This window comes from Paracidovorax oryzae ATCC 19882 (assembly GCF_000687165.1).
GTDB classification, from domain to species: domain Bacteria; phylum Pseudomonadota; class Gammaproteobacteria; order Burkholderiales; family Burkholderiaceae_C; genus Paracidovorax; species Paracidovorax oryzae.
This window is the reverse complement of the sequence record NZ_JMKU01000008.1, coordinates 168,028-191,989: the sequence shown is the minus strand read 5'-3', so window position 1 is coordinate 191,989 and position 23,962 is coordinate 168,028. Positions and strand designations below refer to the sequence as shown.

The following is a 23,962-nucleotide window of genomic DNA, read 5'->3' as shown; positions in this document are numbered from 1 at the left end:
ACGGAACGCGCAATCTCACGCACAACGGCACGCACGTTCGCCGCCCGCATGGGCCGGTGAAAGCAGGGCATGAAAGGCACGAGACCCCGGCGAGCGGGCGGCGGGTTCCTACAGCAGAGTCGCGCGGGATGGGCTAAAAATTCCCCATGCTTGATGTTCCCCCTTTCCGCGGCACGCCCCCCGCGCGGCGCGCCCCGGCACTTCCGGCCGCCCAGCGGCTCAAGATCGGGCTGTCGGCCTGCTTCTCGCATGCCGACCCCGCCCGGTCGCTGTTCACCAACAAGACGCTGCAGTACGTCGAACAATCCATCGCGCACTGGATCATGTCGGCCGGCGCGATGGTCGTCATGGTGCCCTGCCCGACCGGCGAAACGGCCCGCGGCGACGTGACCCTCGCCCACTACGCCGAATGGCTGGATGGCGTCGTGATGCATGGCGGCGCCGACGTGTGGCCCGGCAGCTATGGCGAGGTACCGCTGAAGGATGCCTGGCTCGGCGACCGCATCCGCGACCTGTACGACCTGGCCGTGGTGGAGGCCTTCGAGCAGGCAGGCAAGCCGATCTTCGGCGTGTGCCGGGGGCTGCAGCTCATCAACGTCGCCTTCGGCGGCACGCTCTACCAGGACATCGAGACCCAGCATCCCGGGGCCCAGCAGCACCGCAATGCGGTCACGTACGACCAGCACTTCCACGAGGTGGAGATCGTGCCCGGCACGCGGCTGTCGCAGCTGTATCCCCAGCAGCCGCGCATGGTGGTCAACAGCATCCACCACCAGGGCATCAAGAACCTGGCGCCCGGCTTCGAGATCGAGGCCTGGAGCCATCCCGACGGCGTGCCCGAGGCGATCCGCCGCAATGCCCATTCCGGACGCGGCTACATCGCCGCGACGCAGTGGCACCCGGAATTCTTCAAGCCCGGCGCCTCGCAGACCATGGACGACGCACCCATCCTGCATGATTTCCTCGCGGCCTGCATCCGCGCGAAATCGCGGCCTGCACCGGGGCACAGCCCCTTCCGGATCCGCGACCGCGCGGCCCGGCTGCTGCGCCAGGCCCTGCTGCGGCGCTAGCCGGCGCCGCGCCGAAGCAGCCCGGCAGTAACGCAGCCCGTCGGCGGCGGCCAACGCTTTCTCTGGAATTTCACCTATACGCAGGCATTCCCATCGCTCTTAACATGCAGTACAACGGTACATCAGAGGTGGCTTGATCCACCCGTGGCTTCCCGCAGGAAGCAGCTTTTCAGGGGGCAGGGGCAAAAACGCCACGGACGGCGGCGAGCGGCACGGGCCGCCGCTTCCGCACCGGTTTTTTTCTGTGGAGGAGAAAGCGATGGAAGCGATATCCACCCATCCGGCACCGCGGCGGTGCCGGATCGCCGGGCGCAGGGCCCGCACCCTGGCCGCCGCAGGCGTGCTGGCACTGGCCGCAGGCGCCGCGCCGCTCGGCGCCGCCACGCTGTCGGGAGTGCTCGGCGCGCGCATGATGCTCACATCCGGCTGCGTGATCAACGGCGGCCCGGGAACGGTGTCGGGCGCGGATTTCGGCACGCTGGACTTCGGATCCCGGCCCGCGACCTTCGTGGGCACGGCCACCGCGACGGCCAGCGGCGGCGAAGGCGGTGCAGGCGCCACGCAGATCGTGTGCTCGCCCGAGATCACCGCGTTCAGCATCACGATCGACAGCGGCACGCATGCCGGACAAGGCGCCGGCATCGGCACGGGCACGCGCGCGATGTCCAACGGCAGCGCCTTCCTGCCGTACGACGTGTACCGCGACCCGGGCCACACGGTGCCTTACACCGCATCCACAGCCGTGACGGGCATCGCCGTGCCTTCCGCGGGCAATCCGTTCACCCTGCCCATCTATGGCCTGGTGAACAAGACCAATGCGGTGGCGCTCCCCGCGGGCCTCTACACCGACCAGCTCCAGGTCACGCTGACCTTCTGAAATAAAGGGCCGCCGGTACCTCCGGCGGCGAGGGAGATCTTTCGATGCCACATGCCATCCGCGCCGCGGCGTGGCGCGGGCGGGCTGCCGGCCGGCCGGCAGTGCGGCCTTCTGCCGTGCCGCCGCTGTGCCTGGCCACGCTGCTGTCGCTGCCCGCGGTGCCCGCCACGATCCCGACCACGGCCACCCTGTCGGTGAACGCCACCATCGTGCGCGGCTGCCTGGTGTCGGGCGCTGCAGGGCAGGTCACGGGCGTGAATTTCGGCACGATCGATTTCGGCACGCACTCCGCCGTCCGCACCGGCAGCGAGACGCGGCTCTCCGGCTCCGGAGCCGGCGGGCAAGCACTGATCCAGTGCACCCCGGGCACGGCCGTGCAGGTGGCGGCGGATGCGGGGCAGAACGCCCAGGGCAGCCAGCGCAGGCTCTCCAACAACGCGGGCGCCTATGTGCCCTACGCACTGGCACTGGCCACGGCCCCCGCCACGGCGCTCGTCCCGAACGTGCCTGCCGGCCTCACGCTCGGCGGCAGTGCCGCCGCCCTGCCGTTCCAGGGCACGGCCACGTTCCCCGGATTCGGCCTGCCGGCAGGCGTCTATACCGATACGGTACAGGTGACGCTGTCGTGGTAGATACCGGTCCGCCGTCCCCCCCGCACAGCCCGGACCGCAGGGCCTGCCTGCGGATGATGGCCGCGGCACTGGCATGGGCGCTGTTGCCGGCCCTGCCGGGGACGGCGCAGGCGGCGGCCCCGCTGATGATCTGGCCGGTGGATCCCGTCATCGCGGGCGAGCAGCGGGCCGTCGCGCTCTGGGTGGAGAACCGGGGGACGGAGCCGGTGGCCATGCAGGCCCGGGTGTTCGCCTGGCGCCAGGAAGAGGGCGACGACCGCTTCACGCCCCAGCAGGCGGTGGTGGCGAGCCCGCCCATCAGCCAGATTCCGCCGGGGGCGCGGCAGATGGTGCGGCTCATCGCGACCCAACCCGTACCGCCCGGGCAGGAGCAGGCCTTCCGGGTGCTGCTCGACGAATTGCCGGCGCCGCCCGCCGCCCCGGGAGCCATGCAGGGTGCCTCGCGGGCAGCGTCCCCCGCCCAGTTCGGCGTGCGGCTGCAGATCCGCTATGCGATCCCGCTGTTCGTCTATGCCCCCGGCACGCTGGGCCCGCGCATGCCCGCCACCCACGCGGACCTGCTGTCCTCCATGGCCCCGGGCGACACGCTGGAGCCGGAGCTGCGCTGGAGCGTGGACCGCAGCCCGGACGGCAGGCAGCACCTCGTGGTCCGCAACACGGGCGCCGGCCATGCGCGGCTCACGGCCGTGCGCTGGCAGGCCCCGGGCCGGGACGGGCCAGTCGTCACCCCGGGGCTGCTCGGCTACGTGCTGCCGCACAGCCAGCGGCGCTGGGTGCTGGACCAGCCTCCCCCCGCGAAGCCGGAACTGCTTGCCACCATCAACGGGCGCGAGGCGCCCCTGCCCCGTGCCGAGCCATGACACCGCGGGCCACCGCGCTGCCCCGGCGCGTGCCCGCGGGCTGGCGGCGTTCCTGGCCTGCCTTCCCCAATGGCTGTGCGCAGGCGACCTTCCGCCGCCGCCCTCCGCCGCGGGCGCATCCACGGAGGCCACCGCCCTCTACCTGGAGGTGGAAGTGAACGGCCGGCCCGGGGAAGGGCTCGTCGCGGTCCGCCAGCGTGGATCGCATTTCGAGATCGATGCGGCCATGCTGCGGCGCCTGCATGTGCAGACCGACCAGCCCGACGGCACGCCAGTGGCCGTGGACACGCTGCCGGGCGTTTCCGTGGCCTATGACAGCCTCGCGCAGCGCCTGCGCATCGACGTGCCGGCGCAGTGGCTGCCCATGCAGCGGCTGGCCGGGGAATCCCCGGAGGATGTGGCCCTCTCCCGGGGCACCGGACTGCTGATGAACTACGAGTTCTACGCCACGCGCACCCAGGGCCGCACGGCCGCCTCGCTGTGGTCGGAGCAGCGCTTTTTCGGGCTGCACGGGGTGGTTTCCCACACGGGCGTCCTGCGCCGCGTGGACGGCGGCAGCGGCAACGGCTACCTGCGCTACGAAACCGCCTGGACGGATATCGACGCCGGCAGTGCCACGGCCTGGACTGCGGGGGACCTGATCACCGGCGCCCTGCCATGGACCACGCCCGTGCGCCTGGGCGGAGTGCAATGGGCGCGCAACTTCGCCGCACGGCCCGATCTGGTGACGTATCCGATGCCCGAGTTCGCCGGGCAGGCGGCCGTGCCGTCGGCGGTGGACGTCTTCGTCAACGGCTTCCGCGCCAGCCGGCACACCGTGCAGCCCGGACCGTTCACACTGGGCGAATTGCCGGCCGTGAACGGCGCCGGCATGGCGTCCGTGGTCACCACCGATGCCCTGGGCCGCCAGGTGGTGACGTCCGTGCCGTTCTACGTCAGCAGCCAGCTGTTGCGGCCCGGGTGGACCGACTATTCGGTTTCCGTGGGGGCGCTGCGGCGCGGCTACGGCCTGCGCAGCTTCGCCTACGGGCGGCCGCTCGCTGCAGGCGTGTTGCGGCGGGGCGTGACCGATGCCGTCACGGTCGAGGCCCAGGCCCAGGCCGCCCGGGGCCTGGGCGTGCTGGGCGCGGGCGGGCTCGTGCGCTGGGGCACCCTGGGCGTGTTCAACGCCTCGCTCACCTATGGCCGCGCGGTGCCCGGCGACACCGCGCTTCCGGACCGCAGCGGCGGCTGGCAGTGGAGCGCGGGCTACCAGTACAACACGCCGCGCGGCGGCATCTCGCTGCTGGAGACGCGCCGCCTGCACGGCTTCGGAGATGCCGCGGACTACGGCGGCAGCCTGCAGCCATCCCGCCTCAGCCGGCAGGTGAACGCGAGCCTGGTGGTCGGCTCCGCGTCGCTGGGCGCGGGATGGGTCGATCTGCGCGGCGCGGGCACGGAGCGCAGCCGGCTCGCTTACGCCAGCTACAGCACGCCCCTCGGGCGCGACGCCTTCTTTTCGCTGACTGCGGGCCGCACCGTCGAGACCGGGGAGACGCAGGTCCGCGCCCAGCTGACGTACCTGCTCGACCCACTGCTGACGGCGCAGGCCGCCGCGGCGCACACCGGCGGACGGACGCAGGGGGAACTGGGGCTGCAGCGCAGCCTGCCGAGCGACGGCGGCTTCGGCTGGCGCATCGCCCAGACCCGCGGCGGCGCCCCCGCCGGCGGCATGGGCGGCAACTACCGCCTCGCGAGTGCGCAGTACCAGGGCCGGCACGGCATGGTGCAGGGCGGACTTTTCGGCGCGGCCGCGGACACCACGCACTGGGCGGGCGCCTCCGGATCGCTGGGCGCCATGGATGGCTACGTGTTCGCGGCCAACCGCGTCACGGACGGCTTCGCGCTCGTATCGACGGACGGCGCGCCCGGCGTGCCGATCACGGTCAACCACCAGCCCGCGGGACGCACCGACGGGCGGGGCTACCTGCTGGTGCCCAACGTGCCGGCCTACTATCCCGCGCGCTATGCGATCGATCCGCTGTCGCTTCCGCCGGACGTGCACACGCCCGCGCTGGAACGCCGGGTGGCCGTGGCGCGGGGCACGGGCACGCTGGTGCGCATGCCGGTGCTGCGCATGCGCACGGCCACCCTCACGCTGGTGGACTCGGATGGCGTGCCGCTGCCGCCGGGCAGCGCCGTCGTGCACGAGCAGGGCCAGGTGCCCACGGTGGTGGGGTGGGACGGCGTGGTCTACCTGACCGCGCTGCACACGCGCAACACGCTCGCGGTGCGCACGCCCGACGGGCGGGAATGCCGGGCCGCCTTCGATGCCGCGGAGCACGCGACGCAACGCGACCTGCGCGTGGTCTGCCGCGAGGGCAGTGCACCGCCTTCTGCAGCCAGTGCCGCAGGGGACACGCTGTGACCGCCGCAATACGCCCTGCACGGCCGCCCCGGTGCGTCGCCCTGCCGCTGGTGGCCGCGGGCCTGCTGGCCGCACTTTGCCGCACGGCATCGGCCGATTGCGTGAACAGCGAGACCGGCGGCGACCTCGGCACGGTGCCTTCGCAGCGCGTGCTCTCCGGCCCCGCCGTCACCACCACGGCGCAGTTCACGCTGGGGTGCGGCGGCATCGTGCTGTCCACGCTGGGCACGCCGACGGTGCAGGCGAAATTCGTGAGCCCCACGACCGGGCTCACGCTCAAGGACGGAGCGAAGCCGGCCATCCCTTACCAGATCACCGACCTTGCGGGCGCCAGCTACACGCAGGGCCTGCTGGTGATCAATGCCAGCGGCGCGAACGTGATCGCGCTGCTGAGCAACAACACCGCATCGCTGCCGCTGCGCATCGCCACCGCAGTGGGCGCGAACGTGCCGGCCGGCACCTACACGGACACCGTCACCGTGAACTGGACCTACGCCAACATCTGCGAAGGCCTGCTCGGCGTGGGCGGCCTCTGCGTGGGCACGCCGCGCAATGGCAACGTGAACCGCCTGTTGACCGTGCAGCTGGTGGTCACGAACGACTGCACGCTGTCCGCGCCGAACGTGCAGTTCGGCTCCGCCCCGCTGCCCGCGGCCTTCGCGACGGTATCGGGCAATGTCTCGGTGGTCTGCACGCGCGGACTCTCCGTGACGGTGGGGCTCGGCCCGGGCACCTATCCATCGGCCGGCCGCAGGCAGATGGCCAGCGGCGCGAACCGGCTGGCCTATGACCTGTTCCGGGCGGACGGCAGCCCCTGGGGCACGGCCGCGGGCACGCGCACGGCCGGGATGGCGGTCACGGACGGCACCACGCCCATCGTGCTGCCCTACACGGCACGCATCTACGGCGACCAGGCACCGCCGCCGCCCGGGGTGTACCAGGACAACGTGGTGGTGGACGTGGAGTACTGAACCGTCTCAGTGGTGGTGGCCGTGTCCGCCATGCACATGGCGGTGGGCGACCTCGTCGGCCGTGGCGGGCCGCACCTCGGTCACCTTGCAGGAAAAGCGCAGGGCCTGGCCCGCCAGGGGGTGGTTGCCGTCCAGATGCACGACCGGGCCCTTGATCTTCACCACATTGAAGAGCTGCGGCTGGCCGTCGTCGCCGACGCCGCGCAGCTGGCCGCCCACTTTGACGCCGGGCGGGAATTCGGCCTTGGGAATGGTGCGCACCAGGCTCTCGTCGCGCTCGCCGAAGGCATCCGCCACCGCCAGCTCGACCGTGGTGGCGAAGCCGGGGGCCTGGCCGTCCAGCACCGCCTCGACCTTCGGGAACAGGTTCTCGTAGCCGCCGTGCAGGTAGGCCACGTGGCCCGAATCCAGCGGCTTGCCCTCGGGGCTGGTGATCTTGTAGCTCAGGGTGACGGCGGTGTCCTTGGAGATATTCATGGCGGCAGGGGCTGGCGGTACGGTGGAGTCGGAAGAAAAAGAACGTGCGCCGATTGTCCCGCATCGCCGGCCGGCAGCGCATGCCGCCGGCCCCGCGTCCGGTGCGGGATCAGGACGCGATCGCCTCGGGCACTTCGTCGGCAGGCTCGCCGGGCCGCCGCGCGAAGCGGCGCGGCTGCGGCCCGTGCACGGGCGCGCCGTCGCCCCAGGGCCAGCCGCCGAACTGCGTGCGTCGGTAGTCCGCCAGCGCCTGGTGGATCTGCGCCTCGGAGTTCATCACGAAGGGGCCGTACTGCACCACGGGCTCGCCCAGCGGACGGCCCTGCAGCAGCAGGAACTCGGCCGCCTGTTCAGTGCTGCCGTTGACCAGTTCCACCGCGGCGCCTGCGCGCAGCTCCAGCGCGGCATGGCCCACGGCCTCGCCAGCCACGCGCACGCCCTCGCCCGCGAAGTGGTAGAGCATGCGCCGCGTGCCCTCCCCCACCGCGGCAGGCAGGGTGTAGCGCGCGCCTGGCGCGAGCCGCAGCGTCCAGATGGCCACGTCCGAGGCATCGCGCGCCGCCCAGGAGTGCGGGGGCGGTGCGAGCGGCTCGGCGCCCGCGCCGGGCACCCGCCCGGCGATCACGGTGAGTTCGGTGCGGTGCCCGGCATCGTCGGTGGACACCAGGCGCGGGATGTCGCCGGCCCAGAACATGGTGAAGTGCGGCGGCACCATCTTGTCCGCCGCAGGCAGGTTGAGCCAGATCTGGAACAGCTCGAGCGGGTTGGGCTGCTGCGCGTCCAGGAGCGGGAACATTTCGGAATGCACGATGCCCTGGCCCGCGGTCAGCCACTGCACGTCGCCCTGCCCGAAGCGGGCGGCAGCGCCCAGCGAGTCGGCATGGTCGATGAGGCCGGTGCGCACGATGGTCACGGTCTCGAAGCCGCGGTGCGGATGGGGCGGGAAGCCGGGCACCTCGTCGCCGTGGTACATGCTCCAGCCGTCCTTGCGCGAGAAATCCTGCCCGATCTGCCGGCCCGCGAGCGGTGCGTCGGGCCCCAGGCGGCCATTGCCGCGCGGATAGGCATCGTCGTGGTGGGCACAGAAAAGGAACGGGTCCAGCGTGGGCCAGAGCGGGCCCAGGGGCTGGCTGCCGAGCAGAGGGGATGGTGTGGACATGGGTGGATTCTCCAGAAAACTCCAGAACACGTGGGGATGCCCGCGGCAGTCCCAAGGCCCGGTGCCTGCAACGCTCCGGCGCATGGATGGAACGATCGCCCCCGCCCACCGGGTGCGCCGCAGGCCGTCAATGCAGGCGCCGGCGCTTCGTGGCGAAGGGGTCCTGCAGCGGAAGCTCCAGCCCGCCCGACACGCCATCGATATCGCGGTGCAGGAAAACCGCCACCGCGGTGCCCTCCGGCGCATCGAACACCGCACACACCTCCGGATGCGCCAGGGCCTGCGGGTACCGCTGCACGTCGAAGGCCACCGCCTGCAGGCTGAACAGGCCCTGCATGCCGCTGCGGGCATCCGATTCGCTGTACAGCAGGTGGCGGCCGTATCCGTGCTCGCCGGCCGCGGAGGCCGTGTACACGGCGGGATCGAATCCCTGCGCCTTCAGCAGCGCGGGCAGTTCGCGGGCCAGGGCCGCGCGCAGGTCGCCGCCTTCCGAGCGGACCACGTCGGCGCCCTCGCCCGACAGCCAGGCCGCCAGGGCCGTATCCAGCGTCCGCTGGTGCTGCTGGTGCGCGGCATGGGCGGCCGGGCTGCCCGGTTGCGCATACACCGCCGGCAGCCGCGCTTCGGCCCGGCCGAGCCAGCCCTGGTGTCCATGCCACGTGCCGCGCGGCACGGCGGCACCCACCATGGCATCCAGCGACAGGCCGCCGTCCGCGGAGCGGCTGGACGTGGCGATGCGGTAGGCCTCGGCCAGCAGCGGATCGGGCGCATCGCCCGACGCTTCGAGCCGCTGCATGCCGGCCTTCCAGTAGTCGGCACTCGGCCCGCCGTAGTGCTTGCCATCGCGCACGAACCCGCCCTCGCCCGCGATGAAGAAGGCCAGCCGCCCGGCGGTCAATCCCGCCTCGTCGCCGAACGCGCGCCGCAACGACTTGGCGCCGTCGGGGTTGGTCTCGAACAGCAGTGCATGCACCGTGCTGCCGTCCTGCAGCGTGACGGGCCGCACCGCCGGCTGGTACATGAGGCTGGAGCGGGGCCGGCCCTGCGCATCGGGTGGCGCGCGCAGGTCCGCCTCCGCGCCGATCTCGCGCGTCAGCAGCACGGTGAGCAATTCCTCCGCGCGGTCGAAGGGCAGCTTCAAAAGCGTGCCGGGCACCTGCCCGCCAGGGGACGGCGCGATGGACGCCACGGCGCCGGGATGTTGCGGCCGGCCCCGGTACTCCGTGCTCGCCACGAAGTCCATGCCGTAGTCGCCGATACGCGCGGGGACCGTGTCACGGCCTTCCTGCACCTCGTCCTGGCTGGCCTTGCCCAGCTCCCGGTAGTTGTCGGTGCGCAGCGACCAGTGCCCGAACACGGGAATGAAATCCAGCCCTTCGGCCTCGACGTGGCTGCGCAGCGCATGCACCGCAGCCGCCAGCGCCTCCCGCTCCCGGGCATTCAGCCGCTGGCGCTGCGCGGGCGGCAGCATGGCGATGCGCTCCCAGGCCGCATCGGACAGGGCCGGGCGAGTCCCGGCGGCCACCTGGCCGGCAGCACCGATCACCGACGGCAACACGGCGGCACGCGGCCGCGGCGTGCCCGATGCCTGCGATGCGCTCAAGGGGGGAGACCGCCGTGGTACGCCGGACTCGGGCAGCACGCCGGAGCGGCCGGACGTTGCGGATGTGCCGGACGATGACGCCCTCCCGGCCCCGGCCGGTGCGTTGGTGGCGCGGGGGGATGAAGGAGGCGTGATGGAAGGAGAGGAAACCATGATCGGGGGAAGAGACGTGAAGATGGAGGAAACTGTGCGGTTCCCGTCCATGGAATCCCGATCACCGGCCGAAGCCAGGACATGCAGCCCGAAGCCACGCACGTGCCATGCGCTCCGGGATATGGCTGGCAACTCGAAAAACGGATATGCGGGCAGCCGTCCGCTCAGGCCTCGCATAAGGAGGCATTGCCGGGCCGCTCCGGGCCGCTTCAGTCCGCCAGCGGCTGGATCAGCTCCGTGCGCCAGCCGCCCGGGTCGCTGCCGGTTTCCGGCCCGGTGAGGTAGCGCTCCCACACATCCTCCGCCGGCCGTACGCCCTGGGCACCGATCCACCGATGGAACGTCTCCCACGCCTGCGGCAGGTCTTCATAGCGCCCGCGGTACTCTGTGCGCGCCACGCGCATGGCGGGCCACTCTCCGGGCTGCAGGCCGCCGTCCGGCCCGGGGCCGACGGGCTGGTCCACGGGCACGCCGAGATGGAACTCGAAGGTATCCGTCGGGCGGCGCAGGTGGTGGGTGAAGAGCGGCCCGGCAGGAGAGACGCCCTGCGCGGCGAGCGCGTCCATCAGGGCGCGCACGCTCCGGCCCATGACCTGCTGGATTTCCTCGCGCGTGCACGACACGGGCCACAGCGCGGCCGGCTGCGCCTCCATATGGACGATGCGGGGCGTTTCGATCATGGGGACACCTCCTGGGAAGAACCGCCGGCCTCCGGGACGTCGGCACGCGCGGGGGGAACCATCAGCACCTGGCGCACGGGCAGGCCGAACTGCACGCCCAGCGTACCCAGCTCGCGCAGGATCGCGAGATTGATGGCCTGCTGCACGTCCATGTAGGCGTTGTAGCCCGCGTCCAGCACGATATAGACCACCTCGTATTCGAGCGCATTGGCGCCGAAGCCCTTGAGGTGCGCGCGGTCGAAGCGCACCTTGTCCTGCGCCTCGATGATGCGCTGCACCGCCTGGGCGACGGCCTCGGCCTGCGCCGCGGTGGTGGCGTAGCTCACGGAGAAGGTGAAGACGATGCGCCGCTCCTGCAGGTAGCGGTAGTTGTTGATGGTCTGCTTGAGCAGGTCGGTGTTGGACATCACGACCTGCTCGCCGCCCAGGCTGCGGATGCGCGTGGTCTTCACGCCGATCTGCTGCACCGTGCCCGCCACGCTGCCCACCACGATGAAATCGCCCACCTCGAACGGCTTGTCCACGGCGATGGCGAGCGATGCGAAAAGGTCGCCCAGCACGTTCTGCACGGCCAGGGCGATGGCGATGCCACCCACGCCCAGGCTCGCCACGAAGGCCGTGATGTTGACCCCGAGGTTGGCGAGCATCGCCAGCACGATGGTGGCCCACAGCAAGGTGCGCAGCCCCCAGGACATCAGCGTTCCCGAGGCGCTCACCTGCACCGACGGTGTCCCCAGGTGCCGTGCCTCGTAGCGCCGGATGGCGATGCCGATCGCGCGCGTTCCCCACAGCGCCATCTGCAGTGCCAGTGCGATGAACCAGAGCTGCCCCACGCGGGCCTGCCAGCGCGGCGCCAGGTCCAGCATGCCCACGCCGACCAGCAGCGCCACGAGCAGGATCAGCAGGTGGCTGGTGCCGCCCAGCACTTCGGCGGCCACGGCCGCCACGCTGCCCGCCCCCTCCCGCCCCTGTGCCGCACGTGTCTCGGCGAGCCGGCGGGTGCGCCGCTGCGCCAGGCCCAGCAGCAGCGTGATGCCCAGGTACACGCCGAGCGCCGAGGCGACGGCCAGCGCGATGCTCGACAGAGAAAGTCCCCAGACGGTCTCGTCGCGGAACCAGGACAGGAGGGAGGCGGTGGAGGGGGCGTCGTTCAGCATGCAACTCCTTGCTCGATGGCCCGCCCCGCCTCCCGCGATGGGGAGGTGCCGGAGCGGCGTCGGTGGAAGAAAAAACGAAAGGAAAGAAAAGGAATGCGGCAGCAGCACGCGGCCTGTGCCGCCCGGCCACCCCGCTCAGGAGGGCGCCGGCACCCGGAGGTCCGGCCATGCCGGCGCCGCCGCGGCGGGCTCAGACATCGGCCGCGATGGCCGGCTCACCCTTGCCCAGGGCATCCAGGGTAACGTGGATCTGCGGAGCGTCGATGAGATCGGGCCGCTCGCCGCCCACGTCGGCCAGCGCGGTGAACTGGCCGTCGAGGAAGAGGAAGGTGATCGCACCCACGATGGAGGCCAGCGCATGTTCGGGCGATTCGAAACCGCCCGCGGCGATCTTCTCGTCGGCATCGAGCTGGTAGGCGTAGCCGGTGCCGTCGCGGTCCAGGCGGCCCAGGTCGACGAGCTTGTCCTTGACGTTGCTCGCATAGACGCGGCCGTTGGCTGCATAGAACGTGAAGGGCACGGCGGTGGGCGCGGCAGCGGCAGCGCGGACGCCGGCAGTGGGGGCGGAAGACTTCATGGCGTGTGTCCTGTGCTGGTGGTGCCGCGGCGCCGTGGAGCGTTCGGGGAAGCAGCCGGAACCGGCATGCGGCGGGGCGGGCCGCGCGGCAGCGGCTGGAGCCATCCTAGGCACGCATCGCGCCGATGGCTGTAGGAGGAGGCCCCACACGGCCACGCCCCCTGCCGCGCGATGGTCAGTGCGCGGCCGGCCCGGGCTGTGCCTGGGCGCGGGGCGCTTCGGCCAGGGCTGCCACTTCCGGTGGAAACCACCGGTAGCCCGCGCCAAGCACGTCGCGGTCGGCCCGATAGCCCTTCCAGTCGATGCGCAGCAGCTGCACCAGCGTATGGCCCGCCCAGTCCGCGCGCAGCGGGCGCCGCTCCAGCTCCTGCGGGGCCAGCGGCGCACGGCCGTTGTGCCACACGATGGCAGGGATGCGGTAGCCCGCGGGGGTGGAGGGGCTGTGCCCGGCCCAGTTGGCGCCATGGCCCACCTCCTGCCCATGGTCGGAGAGGTACATGAAGGACCGGTAGCCGCCCGGCGTGCCGCCTTCGCGGGTACGCCGCAGGATGGTGGAGACGATGCCGTCGTGGTAGAGCACCGCGGCGTCGTATTCCTCGCGCCGGTCCCGCAGCCAGGCCGGCCTGCCGGCGCGCGCCAGGCTGTCATCCACCGCATCCGGCCGGTCGTCGAAGGGATTGGCGCCCTCCGGGAAGCGCAGGTCGTAGTGCGGGTGCGCGCCCATGAGATGCAGCACGAGCAGCTTGCGCGGCGCGGGATCGGCCAGCGCTTTCTCCAGGTCATCGAGCACCTCGCCGTCGAGCGAGGCGCCGGAGCGGCCGGGCGTGCGGTTGTTCATTCCGGTGACGTCCGCCATGCGCGCATGCATCTGCTCGATGCCCACGTCGTCGTGGTTGCTCATCCACCAGACCTTGTAGCCGGCCGCGCGCGCGATGGCCAGCGCATGGTGGGGGTGTGCCGCATCGGGCTCGCCGAAGCGGAAGAAATTGCGCAGCGCGGGCAGCGTGGTCGCATCGACCGACCAGGCCTGGCGGAAGGCCGTGAACGCCTCGCCCAGCACCGCCTGCTGCGCCTGCAGCCCCGGCGTGGTGGGCCGGCCATAGCCGTAGAGCGACATGTTGTCGCGGTTCACGCTGTCGGAAATCACGAGCACCACGAGTGCGGGCCCGTCTTCCGCCATGGAGGGGGCATCGGCGCGCGCGCGTTCGAGCAGCGCCTGCCGCGCGCCCTGCTGACCGGCCCAGTCGGCGCGCACGTGCTCCACCTTGTCGCCCCACTGCGTCCAGAAAATCACCGGGTGCAGCCGCCGCCAGGGCTTGCTGGCATAGGCCGCGGCACCCGACAGCATCACCACGCCGCCCACCCCCCACAGGGCCGCGCGGCGCGCGCGCGACGGTGGCCGGGGCAACTCCCGGGCCGACGGCTCCGGACTGCGCAGCCCCCGCGACAGGCCGGCGGCCAGGACCGCCGCCACTGCCATCACGCCGCATGCCGCGAGCAGCGCGGCACGCCAGTGCATGCGCAGGTACTCGGAGCCCTCCCGCGCATTGGTGTTGGCCACGGCACCCAGCACCATCGCGCTGTCCGGCGCAGCCTGGTAAGCGTCCAGCAGGTGGGCGCGCGCCACGCCGTCGAGCGCGAACGCCATCGCCCAGGCCCACAGCAGCGCGGCCCGCAGGCGATGTACCCAGGCGCGGCGCACGGGCCAGAACAGCCACACGAAGGGGGGCGCGGCCAGCGCGACAAGCTGCGCCACGCGCTTGCCGTCGTGGCCCAGCATGATCAGGCCCAGGGCCAGCAGGCAAACCAGTACCAGGGGAAGCCACGGGCTGCGCAGCAGCGCACGCCCACGGGGTACGAACCAGGAGAGCGAAAACACCATGAAAGGGCGGTTTGTGGCGGGCCCAGGCACCGCCCGGATCCGCAAAACGCGGCATTGTGCCGCGCCCGCAAAGCCCCCTCGCCACGGTCGAGGTATTGATGAGCTGCCGCCGCCCGGTAGCAGACGGCGTGGTCAGCGGGTCAGCGCCGCTGGCGCCCGGCCCACCAGCCGTAGGCGATGCCCGCCACGCCCAGGGCCGCCACCAGCCCCAGCGCGCCGGCGCGGCGCTTGCGGTGTCCGCCGGCCACCGCCGTGCCCTGCGAGGGCGCGAAGAGGTTGCCGTCGCTTTCGGGCTCCGGGTGTGCCCGGGAGAGGCCCCAGTCGGACAGGCAGCGCATCCAGCGCGCCACGGTGTCGGGCGCCACCGCATGCGCCACCCGGCCAGGCAGCGCCCCGAGGCCCATCCAGGTCACGGAGCGCGGGCGCAGGGCCCTCGACAGCCCCACCACGGTGTCGGCGACCCGGTGTGGATCGACCATCGGCAGCGGCGGCCGGATGCGCCGGCCCGTGTAGTTGGCGCCATGCGAGAGGCCGGGCGAATCGACGAAGGTCGGCGCCACATCGCAGACATGCACGTGCGGCAGGTCGGACACCTCGGCGCGCAGGCTCTCGGACAGGCCCCGCAGGCCGAACTTGCTGGCGGTGTAGGCCGCCGCGTAGGGCGCCGGCACCCAGCCGCCCAGGGAGATGAGGTTGATGAGCCGGCCCGCGCCGCGCTCCCGGAAATGCGGCAGCACCGCGTGCGCGCCGTGCAGGTGCCCCAGCAGATTGGCCTCCAGCACCCGGCGGTGGGCCTCCACGGGCACCTCGTCGAAGCGGCCGATCGCGCCCACGCCCACGCCGTTCACCCAGACATCGATGCGCCCGAAATGCCGCAGCGCCTTCTGCGCGAGCACGCGCACCGCGGAGGCATCGGTGACGTCGGTGGGCACGCCGATGGCATGGCCGCCGGCCTTGCGGCAGGCCAGCGCCACGGGGGCCAGCGTATCGGGGTTGCGCGATGCCAGCACCAGGCAGGCCCCGCGGCGCGCGAAGGCCAGTGCGGTGGCATGGCCGATGCCGCTGGAGGCTCCCGTGATGACCACCACCGGATGCTCAGGCACATGGGCGGCGGCGCCCGCATCCCGGGCCTGCGCGTCCGCGTCGGCCGTCTCGGGATCGGAGGAAGAGGGATCTTCGCGCAGGGCGCGATCGGGATCGTCGGAAAGGGGCATGGAGATATCCTGCAAAAGCGATGCCCGGCCCTTGTGGCCGGGCTCTTGCCCCGGTTGTAGGCCATGCGGCGGCACGGCCGCGTAGGACGATGCCGGACGAGCCCCTGGTCCCGCCGGATCAGTAGCCGTTGTCCAGCGCCTCCTGGGCCGCCCTGCGCGCGGCATCGTCGGCGGCCCTGCGCTCGGCGGCGGTGGTCGGGATGCCGTCCATCAGGCCCATGCCGCCCATGCGGCGGATGGAGCGATCGGCATCGCGCACCATGGTATCGAGCGCGGCGTAGTTCTCGAAACCGCGCAGCACGGCTTCCAGTTCCTGGCGCGCCGCGGGCGGCAGCTGGTGCTGCTTCAAGGCCGTCCTGAGGGTCTCGGCCTTTGCGGCCAGGTCCCTGGCGGGGCCGAACTGCGCCTGCGCGCTGCGCAGGGCAGCGGCATTGCTGCGCAGAGCCTGGGCCTGGACGCGCAATTCGCCCGCATGGCGCAGGGAGCGCGGGTCCACCGGAGCAGGTGCACCGGAGAACCCGCGCAGCGCCTGCATCTGCCGGGCACCGTCGCGGTCGGCTCCGCTGAGGATGTTGTTCATCAGGATGATGGGTTCGCGCTCCCGCCTGAGCGCCTTGATGGCGTCGGCGGCGGCGTCGGCGGCGTCGTAGTCGCCGTCATCTTCGGCGTCATAGCGCGCCATGGTCAGGTCATTGATTTTTCTGGCCGAGATACTGAGCTGCTGCTGCAGCGCTTTCGTCGCGTCGGCCACCTGGGCCGCATGCGACTGCTCCGTCCGGCCCGGACGGGCTGCGGGCACCGCATGGCGGTGCAAGGCCGCCTCGCCGTGTCGTTCGGGCCGCGCTCCGGATGCGGAAGGCCTCGCACGGGCCGGCAGGGGGGTCGCGGCCGGCTCAGCCGCCATGGCAGCGACGTGCTGCAGGCCGATCGGCGGCCGGGCACCCGTTTCGTGCGGCGCCGGCCCTGGCATGCGCTGCATGCGGGCCGGGGAAGTGCCGGCAGCCGATGGTTTCTGCGGCGGTGTCTGGAAATGCTGCGCAGCCATGGGACGGAGCGACGTGCCGAAGGCGTGCGGAGCCGGCCGCATCGGGGGAGGCGTCGCACCCTGCGGCGAGGCGTATCCCGCGTTCCCGGGCCGCGAGGCGTTGCGCGGCGCCATCGGCGCGGATTGCGGGTTGTTGTGGCGGGCACTGAGGCCTTCGGGCTGTGCATGCTGCTTGCCCGAAGAGGGAAGCTTGGTATAGCCGCGGGCCATGGCGGACAGCTGGCTGAATCCGCCCTGGACTTTCTGGGCACCCTGGTTGAACAGGCGTGTGACTGATTTCATCGTTGCGCTCCGGATGCGAGGCACGGCGTGGCTGGCGATGCGCCAGCACTCCGCGGTGGATCGCGGTGACATGCCTTCCAGCATGCGCCCACCGCATCCTCCAGGAGCGGCACGCTCCGAAGCCATGCACTGCAGCACGAACGGCCGGATGCGGCACGGCGCCGTCAGGCCATCCAGACCAGCAGCCCCACGGCCAGCCCGGCCAGCGCCATCGCCCCGAGCATGAGCAACCCGTCGCGCACCATCACGGACAGGCCGAACATCGCCACCGCCGACATGGGCGCGGAACTGGCGAACGGCACCAGCTCCAGCGGCGGCACCGTGCAGGCCAGCGCGATGCAGCCCGCGGCCGCCACGCGGGTGAACACGCCACCCGTCAGCGCGCACAGCCGCCCATGGAACCAGCGGTCGGCGCGCTCCGCCCAGGGGCGCAGCACACGCACGGCACGCGACAGCCGCGCCGCGCCCAGGCTGCGCCGGGCCAGGAAACCGGGCACCCACACATGCCGGCGGCCCATGAGCATCTGCGCCGCGAACAGCACCACCACGCACGCGAGCGCCGTCGGCACCCCGGGCACCGCCCCGACCGGCGACAGCTCCAGCAGTGCCGGCACCACGAGCAGCGGACCATGGCTGCGGCGGCCGAACGCCGCCACCATGTCCTCCACGCGCACCGCGCCGGCCCGCCCGGCCAGCGCCGCCATCTGGTCGAGGATGTCCGCCAGGCTTTCGGCCTGCACCACGCGCGTCGGCATGGACGCGGTGCAGGCATGGGCAGAAGCCGCCGGGTCCGGGGTGGAGGAAAGGGTCGAGGGATCGATGCTGCGTTTCATGGGCGGGCACGCCGCCCGGCACGACGGCTGGCAGGCGCCTTTCCCACTGTGCAGCCCGCCCCGTCCCATGCGCTGCAGGACGGTTCCGCCCTGCCGCGCCAAACCGTGTGGCGGTGTCACACGACGCAGGCCGCTGGCGGATCAGGGCTGCGGAGCCACCACCATCCAGGGCACGCCGAAGCGGTCGGCCACCACGCCGAAGGCCGGCGAGAAGAATGCCGGCCCCAGCGGCACCTGCACCTGCCCTCCCTCGCCCAGGGCGGCAAAGACGCGCCGGGCATCGGCCGCATCGGCCGGCGTGAACGCCAGCGAGACGCCCTCGAAGCGGGCCTGCCCGCCGCACATGCCGTCCGAAGCCATCAAGTGGGTTTCGCCAATGCGGAACTCGGCATGCATCACCTTGTCGGGCGACGGAGCGGGCGCGCCCGGCGCGCCGCCGCAGGTGCCTTCCCGGGGTGGATCGGGGTTGTCCTGGAAACGCATCAGCGCCGTGACCTCGGCGCCCAGCGCCTTCTGGTAGAAGGCCAGCGCCTCCTCGCAACGGCCGTTGAAGAACAGGTACGGTTGGGCTTTCATGGGGGCTCCTCGGTTGGGGGTTCATCCATATGTGAACACCGTCCACAAAAGGTAGCAGAGACAATGGACACTGTCCACATCGCAAACGCCATGTCCGCTTCTGCACCGCCATCCGCCACCAGCCCGCGCGCCACCTACCGCCACGGCGACCTGCGCCGTGCCCTGCTCGATGCCGGGCTGGAACTGGCGCGCCAGGGCGGGCCGGACGCCGTCGTGCTGCGCGAGGCCACCCGGCGCGCGGGCGTGGCGCCCAACGCGGCCTATCGCCACTTCGCGAGCCGGCAGCACCTGCTGGATGCGGTGCGCTCCGCCGCCGTGGCCGCCATGGCCGTGTTCATGGAGGAGGAACTCGCCAGGGTGCCCGCGCACGCCCCGGCCACCGAGCGGGCCTACGGCAAGGTGCGCGCCGTCGGCCGGGGCTACCTGCGCTTCGCACAGTCGGAAACCGGGCTGTTCCGCATGGCGTTCGGGCAGCCCTTCACGGTGGAGAACGAACCCGATCCCGACAAAGGCGGCGCCAGCGGGCTCAACCCCTTCGAGCACCTGGGCGCGGCCCTCGACGACCTCGTGGCCGCCGGCGCCCTGCCCGCGGAACGCCGGCCCGGTGCGGAATACCTAGCGTGGTCCACCGTGCATGGCATGGCCTTCCTCGCCATCGACGGCCCCCTGCGCAGCGCCCCCGAAGCGCTGCGCGAGGTGCTGGCGCAGCGGCTGCTCGACATGGTGGAGCGGGGGCTGTAGGGGAGCGGACCGGGTGCGGTCGGGCTCAGGCGCGCCAGAACTGCCACCAGCGGCGGGCAGGTGGAGGTGCAGCAGCGGATTCCTGATGAGGCACGGGGTACCGGGCACGCAACTGCGCCACCGCCTCGGCACAGGAAAGCTGCGCGAGCGCCTGCGCGGCCGGGTGGTGTGCCGCGCAGAAATAGGCCAGTCCTTCGGGATGACCCAGGCCGGATGCCTCGGCGCCTGCGTAGTCGATGAACTGCACCCAGGCCCCTCGCGGACCTCCGCGGTCCGCCGCTTCGGCCCCCGAGGTACCGCACACCGGACAGACTGCAGGGTTCATCGTCCAGGCTCCGAGGCGATCACGCCAAGCACAGGAATGACAAGCCGTGGTGCCTCGTGGCCTACCGACTTGACGAACATGTTTCGAATGAGTGCTGCCTGGACGGGCACGATCGAGGTGGCTGCGTATAGCCGGCACAACTCGTCGGGATGCGAAACCACGCCCTTCAACCCATTGCCTACAGTCCGATCCATGTATCGGATTTGTCTGTAGATCGTGCGGAATGCATAGATGGCATGGCCACCGATGAGCTTGCTGCCGTTCATCACATGGACGGAAAGCATAACCACACTGCCATCGAACGGCACCATGCGCTCTGCCTCCCGGAAGGAAGAGATGCTCCTCACCGCCCCGACCTGAGCGCCCAGATGCCTCAAGTAGGACATGCCCGTAGCCAAATTGGGAATACGCCACAGAGCGTTCATATCCATGCCAAGCGCTCTGGCTACGTCCTCAACGCTCGCCAGCAACTTGCCGTTGAACTTCTGCCCGACCTGAGCGAACGCCTTTGCCGATGCAATCCAGAAGCAATTGGGACCGCCCGTATCAGCCACAACTCTCGCCATGGACAGCCCTTTGGCGGACTGGTAGAGGCTCGCGGCCTTGCCCACAGGAAACACCGCGACAAACCGCAGGGCGTCCTGTCCCGCCCCTCGGAGCGTCCCCTCCTTCATGCCGTCCCCGAGCCGCAGGATGTCCACGAATCCCGCACCGAAAGTCATAAGCGCTTTCGTCGACGCCGCGGTAATCATCGCTCCCTGGCTGTATTTGTTGGACTCCACCCAGTGATCCAGGATCTGTTCGGACTCTTGGCGCTGCCCGTCGAACCAGTCTGCTATTTGTGTGAATTTCCACATGGATCTTTTTCCTCCCATCCAAAACGACAGGATTCCAAGCGTACTTCACCGCATGCTGCCATGCCCTGCCAGTTCATCAAGGCATAGGCTTCTGCACGAAATCCACGCGCAGGCCACGCTCCGTCACCGTGATGGGCCCGGGCTGCATGCCCAACCCGTCGGCCAGCGCCAGGTCCTGCGGACGCAGGGTGTGCAGCACCACCTCGCCGAGCGACTGCGTGGCCAGTTGCTGTGCATAGGCGTTGAGCATCTCGGACGCAGACGACCGGAGCCCATCGATGCGCAGCGAATTGACGTGGATCTGCTGCGCGCGCAGCGTGCGGTCGGAGGGCTCGTAGCGCAGACCGAAATCCACGTCGAGCGAGCCGGAGGCATCGCGTGCGCCGTCCGACACCGCCAGCCCTGAAGCGACCACGGGCAGCACCGCGTTGATGCGGTTCTGCGCCGGCAGCAGGCGCAGCGCGGGCACCTGCACCTCCAGGTTCAGCAGTCCGCCGAGCCGGTAGCGGCGCGGCAGCTTTTCGGCCAGGGCGTCCTGGATCTGCGGCGTGGTGATGGTGTAGGAGGGCTGGGCCTGCGCGGGCGGCGTGATCAGCGCCGCGCCCAGGCCCACGGCACCGGATAGCAGTGCGACTGCGCGGCAGAAGGCACGCCGGGCGGGCTGCACGGGCCCGGTCTGGAAAGAGGAAATCGGCATGCGTGGATTTTCAGCGGCGCGGGCAGGGGTGGGGCTGTTGAGGACGTAACACTTGGTTGTCGTACCTGCTCGAAGGTCATGGATGACCGAAGTCGAGTTCCATCTGTGCGCCGGGCAACGAAGGATCAATCCGGCGGAGCAGCAGCTTGCGAGCGCAAACCATCCGCAACGCCATCACCGCTACGTGATAGGCAAGCGACAGAAAAAAACCCGCCCACATCGCCAGGTAGATCCATTGTTTTTTGAGCGCCTTGTCCACATAGGCTCCGAACCCAGGGTCTTTGAGAACTGAACACATGATGGCTATGTCACCTTCCGAGAATCCCAGGCGGGCAGACTCCTCGTCGAGCGGTTTTCCGCAGTCATCAATCCTCATCCGCTGCGCAGAAAAGGGAGGCAAAGGCCAGACCGGACGAAGCTCCGTTTCGCTTGCGAGAAAGCTCTGGCCAGTCTTTGCCACTGTGAGCATTGCCGGCAAGGTCATGGCCACCGCGGCCAGCAATCCGACCACCATGAGTCCTATTGCGACGGCGCCCGCTGCCTGCCCTATCCATATTGGCGGAAGCCAGCGGTCCTTGATACGGCGCGCCTGAGGGTCGAAATATGAACCGCAGAGGCGCAACACGCCCAGATCCACGCTCCTTATCCGACACCACTCCATGAGCGTGCGTGCCTCGGCCAGCGTCGTCACCTGAACACCGGCGAAGACGTGGAAAGCAGCCAGATTGTTCTGTTCATCCACATAGTGACGGATGGCAGGATCCGATATCTCCTCCTTGCCATGCACCAGCAGCCAGATACGGCGGCGGAGCATGTGCCAGGACTCCGTGCGCAAGATCACCCAGAAAAACATTCCCCCGAGTCCCAGGGCGATGACCAGTGGTACCAGTGTGGCGATGTCCGAAATCTTGATCGCAGCAATGCCATCCATGCGAACTCCCTCGTCTTCTTATATGGTTTGACGGCAGTGCTGGAACTGAACCCCTGCGCGGCGGCCATACCGATGCCGGCACCACGTCACGCCGTCACCATTGCCCCATCCAGCCGCTGCGCGAACGCCCCCTCCCCACTCGCGGTGATCACCAGCCGGTGCGTGGCGCGCGTCGCCGCCACGTAGAACAGCCGGGCCTCCTCGCGCTCGTCCTCGCCGTCGGACGGCATGTGCCCCGCGCCCACCAGCGCCACCACCGGGAACTCCAGGCCCTTGCTGGCATGCATGGTCATCACCTTCACGGTGTCGTCCGCCGGATGGAAGCTGCCCGTGCCCTTGCGCACCTGGTGCGGCAGGCCCTTGTGGCGCAGCGCGGTGGCGCACTCTTCCATCTGCGCGTAATGGCGGCACAGCACCGCCATGTCGCCCCAGGCGTGGCCTTCCTGGTGGGCCGCAGCCAGGCGGTCGGCCACCTGGGCGGCCTCGGCGCGGAACGAGGGCAGGCGCACGACCACCGGCGCCTCACCGTCGCGGCCGCAGCTCACGGGCTGCAGCAGGGGCACGCCGTCCTCGCCGCTGTCTTCGGGCGCGAGCAGGTCGGCTGCGATCAGGTGGGCGGTCTGCAGGATCTGGCGCGTGTTGCGGTAGTTGATCTTCAGGATGGACGTGCGGCCCTGGGCCTGGATGCCCACGCTGCGGAAGCTGAACTGCTTCTGCCGCGCGCGGGCATAGATGCTCTGCGCGTCGTCATAGAGCACCAGCAGGTTGTTGGTGGCCGGGTCCACCATCCGCGAGACGAGCCGGAGCCATTCCGGCTCGAAATCGTGCCCTTCGTCGATCAGCACGGCGGCGTACTGCGCACTGGGAATGTGGCCCGTGTCCACGCCGCGCACCACGCGGTCCACCATGTCCGCGAAGAAGGCATCGCGCGGCAGCGACGGCGCCGGCAGGCCCTGCCCGTAGGCCACGAGCTGCGCGCGCGCCCACTTGTGGAAATGCAGGCAGTGCACCCGTTCGCCCAGCCCCTTGGCCTCCATGGCGCTGGCCAGCTTCACGGCCAGCGGCTCGTTGTAGCAGAGCACCAGCACGGGCTTGGCGCCATCGGGCAGCGCGCCGTGCAGCTTCGCGAGGTGCTCAGCGCGGTAGCCCAGGATCATGGTCTTGCCCGAGCCGGCCACGCCATGGATCACCCGGTGGCCCTCGCCCAGCGATCGCGCCAGCTGCTCCTGCTGCAGGTCCATCACGCGCAGCAGGTCGGGCACCTCGTCCACGCCGCCGCACTGCGCGAACAGCGCGCCCTGCACGGGCACGCGCACCTCGGGGAACATGTGCCAGCGCACGCGGTCGATCTGCGGCAGCGACATCGCACCGCCGAAGGCATGCGGGAACATGCGCCAGAGCCGCTGCTGGAAAGCCTCGGGCTCGACGTCCTCGAGCATTTCGTCCTGGCAGACCACGTAGTCCGGCGCGATCGCCTCGGCCAGCCCCGCCGCCTCGAACTGCCGGCGCGTGATGCGCGTGAACACCACGCCGTGGCCCCACGGGAATGCCAGCTTGCCCTGGTGCGGCCCCGAGGGCTGCACCAGCTGCGGATCGCGCTCCAGCGCCCGCACCACCTCCAGCGCGCAATGGCGGGCCTGCTCCAGCGGGTTCTTCACGATCTTGGGAGCGCCGCCGTCCGGGGCGATCTCCCAGTACTGCCGCGTGGCCTTGCGCACCGTCTCCAGGTGCCAGTCCTTGGTTTCCAGGATCAGCACCCCGCGCCGCGGGTGCATGACCACGAAATCCGGGTAGGTCTGCTTCGGCCCCACCGGCACGTCGTACCAGACCGAGTAGTCGCTGTCGAGCTTGCGCTCCAGCCGCTGGGCCAGCCGGCGTTCGCCCGCGGTCATGCGGGATGTACAGCTGCCGATGGCGGGTATGAAAGTCACCACGGAAGCCTCCTTCTCTCTGTCA

The 23,962-nt window shown here is 70.8% G+C and carries 23 protein-coding genes; 7 read left to right on the top strand and 16 right to left on the bottom strand.

Translation table 11 applies throughout. The annotated features are described in order from the left end of the window. The first annotated feature begins 146 nt into the window (after positions 1-146). The 6 genes from T336_RS0108315 (at position 147) to T336_RS0108290 (ending at position 6,817) form a co-directional block, all read left to right on the top strand. Entirely contained in the window at positions 147-1,070 is a 924-nt protein-coding gene (locus tag T336_RS0108315) for a gamma-glutamyl-gamma-aminobutyrate hydrolase family protein (protein ID WP_026432193.1), read from the top strand. Positions 1,071-1,329: 259 nt separating this feature from the next. Continuing rightward, a complete protein-coding gene (locus T336_RS0108310; RefSeq protein WP_026432192.1) occupies positions 1,330-1,947 on the top strand; it encodes a Csu type fimbrial protein in 618 nt (205 codons plus the stop codon). A gap of 44 nt (positions 1,948-1,991) precedes the next feature. Next, positions 1,992-2,579, top strand: a complete 588-nt coding sequence (locus T336_RS0108305; RefSeq protein WP_051647092.1) for a spore coat protein U domain-containing protein — start codon at positions 1,992-1,994, stop codon at positions 2,577-2,579. Beyond that, entirely contained in the window at positions 2,573-3,439 is an 867-nt protein-coding gene (locus T336_RS0108300) for a fimbrial biogenesis chaperone (RefSeq protein WP_026432190.1), read from the top strand. Before T336_RS0108305 ends, T336_RS0108300 begins: the two co-directional genes overlap by 7 nt. Then, entirely contained in the window at positions 3,426-5,846 is a 2,421-nt protein-coding gene (locus T336_RS0108295; RefSeq protein WP_026432189.1) for a fimbria/pilus outer membrane usher protein, read from the top strand. The genes T336_RS0108300 and T336_RS0108295 overlap by 14 nt, the downstream gene beginning before the upstream one ends. After that, positions 5,843-6,817, top strand: a complete 975-nt coding sequence (locus T336_RS0108290; RefSeq protein ID WP_051647091.1) for a Csu type fimbrial protein — start codon at positions 5,843-5,845, stop codon at positions 6,815-6,817. The genes T336_RS0108295 and T336_RS0108290 overlap by 4 nt, the downstream gene beginning before the upstream one ends. Before the next feature lie 6 nt (positions 6,818-6,823). Here the strand turns inward: T336_RS0108290 and T336_RS0108285 are convergent, their stop codons facing one another. From T336_RS0108285 to T336_RS0108235, 11 genes are all read right to left on the bottom strand, one after another. Beyond that, positions 6,824-7,294, bottom strand: a complete 471-nt coding sequence (locus T336_RS0108285) for an FKBP-type peptidyl-prolyl cis-trans isomerase (protein ID WP_019703826.1) — start codon at positions 7,292-7,294, stop codon at positions 6,824-6,826. A 109-nt stretch (positions 7,295-7,403) separates the two neighbouring features. Next, the gene (locus T336_RS0108280; RefSeq protein WP_026432187.1) at positions 7,404-8,453 is read right to left on the bottom strand and encodes a pirin family protein; all 1,050 of its coding nucleotides are present in this window, start codon (positions 8,451-8,453) and stop codon (positions 7,404-7,406) included. A gap of 127 nt (positions 8,454-8,580) precedes the next feature. Further along, on the bottom strand, positions 8,581-10,056 hold the full coding sequence (locus T336_RS0108275; protein WP_244883901.1) for a calcium transporter ChaC: 1,476 nt from the start codon (positions 10,054-10,056) through the stop codon (positions 8,581-8,583). A gap of 362 nt (positions 10,057-10,418) precedes the next feature. Then, positions 10,419-10,889, bottom strand: coding sequence for a GyrI-like domain-containing protein (locus tag T336_RS0108270; protein ID WP_026432185.1), 471 nt, complete (start codon positions 10,887-10,889; stop codon positions 10,419-10,421). Further along, positions 10,886-12,046, bottom strand: a complete 1,161-nt coding sequence (locus T336_RS0108265; RefSeq protein WP_026432184.1) for a mechanosensitive ion channel family protein — start codon at positions 12,044-12,046, stop codon at positions 10,886-10,888. The genes T336_RS0108270 and T336_RS0108265 overlap by 4 nt, the downstream gene beginning before the upstream one ends. Positions 12,047-12,236: 190 nt before the next feature. After that, positions 12,237-12,623 carry a hypothetical protein gene (locus T336_RS0108260; protein WP_020425095.1) on the bottom strand — a complete coding sequence of 129 codons (387 nt, stop codon included), beginning with the start codon at positions 12,621-12,623 and terminating at the stop codon, positions 12,237-12,239. Positions 12,624-12,798: 175 nt separating this feature from the next. After that, a complete protein-coding gene (locus T336_RS0108255) occupies positions 12,799-14,505 on the bottom strand; it encodes a phosphoethanolamine transferase (protein ID WP_026432183.1) in 1,707 nt (568 codons plus the stop codon). Positions 14,506-14,645: 140 nt separating this feature from the next. Continuing rightward, entirely contained in the window at positions 14,646-15,719 is a 1,074-nt protein-coding gene (locus T336_RS0108250) for an SDR family oxidoreductase (protein WP_026432182.1), read from the bottom strand. A 118-nt stretch (positions 15,720-15,837) separates the two neighbouring features. After that, positions 15,838-17,046, bottom strand: coding sequence for a hypothetical protein (locus T336_RS0108245; protein ID WP_026432181.1), 1,209 nt, complete (start codon positions 17,044-17,046; stop codon positions 15,838-15,840). A gap of 164 nt (positions 17,047-17,210) precedes the next feature. Then, on the bottom strand, positions 17,211-17,879 hold the full coding sequence (locus tag T336_RS0108240) for an exopolysaccharide biosynthesis protein (protein ID WP_026432180.1): 669 nt from the start codon (positions 17,877-17,879) through the stop codon (positions 17,211-17,213). A gap of 141 nt (positions 17,880-18,020) precedes the next feature. Further along, entirely contained in the window at positions 18,021-18,455 is a 435-nt protein-coding gene (locus T336_RS0108235) for a VOC family protein (protein WP_026432179.1), read from the bottom strand. Between the two features lie 90 nt (positions 18,456-18,545). On the opposite strand from T336_RS0108235, the gene T336_RS0108230 reads away from it, so the two are divergent. Beyond that, the gene (locus T336_RS0108230) at positions 18,546-19,196 is read left to right on the top strand and encodes a TetR/AcrR family transcriptional regulator (protein WP_051647090.1); all 651 of its coding nucleotides are present in this window, start codon (positions 18,546-18,548) and stop codon (positions 19,194-19,196) included. 25 nt (positions 19,197-19,221) lie between these two features. Here T336_RS0108230 and T336_RS24920 read toward each other — a convergent pair whose 3' ends face one another. The 5 genes from T336_RS24920 to T336_RS0108205 all read right to left on the bottom strand — a co-directional run bounded on the left by T336_RS24920 (position 19,222) and on the right by T336_RS0108205 (position 23,940). Then, positions 19,222-19,521 carry a hypothetical protein gene (locus T336_RS24920; RefSeq protein ID WP_035225478.1) on the bottom strand — a complete coding sequence of 100 codons (300 nt, stop codon included), beginning with the start codon at positions 19,519-19,521 and terminating at the stop codon, positions 19,222-19,224. Next, a complete protein-coding gene (locus T336_RS0108220) occupies positions 19,518-20,378 on the bottom strand; it encodes a hypothetical protein (protein WP_026432177.1) in 861 nt (286 codons plus the stop codon). The genes T336_RS24920 and T336_RS0108220 overlap by 4 nt, the downstream gene beginning before the upstream one ends. A gap of 76 nt (positions 20,379-20,454) precedes the next feature. Continuing rightward, positions 20,455-21,075, bottom strand: coding sequence for a hypothetical protein (locus T336_RS0108215; RefSeq protein ID WP_026432176.1), 621 nt, complete (start codon positions 21,073-21,075; stop codon positions 20,455-20,457). A 76-nt stretch (positions 21,076-21,151) separates the two neighbouring features. Next, entirely contained in the window at positions 21,152-22,006 is an 855-nt protein-coding gene (locus T336_RS0108210; RefSeq protein ID WP_026432175.1) for a DUF6216 family protein, read from the bottom strand. 86 nt (positions 22,007-22,092) lie between these two features. Continuing rightward, positions 22,093-23,940 carry a DEAD/DEAH box helicase gene (locus T336_RS0108205; protein WP_026432174.1) on the bottom strand — a complete coding sequence of 616 codons (1,848 nt, stop codon included), beginning with the start codon at positions 23,938-23,940 and terminating at the stop codon, positions 22,093-22,095. Between the last annotated feature and the right edge of the window lie 22 nt (positions 23,941-23,962).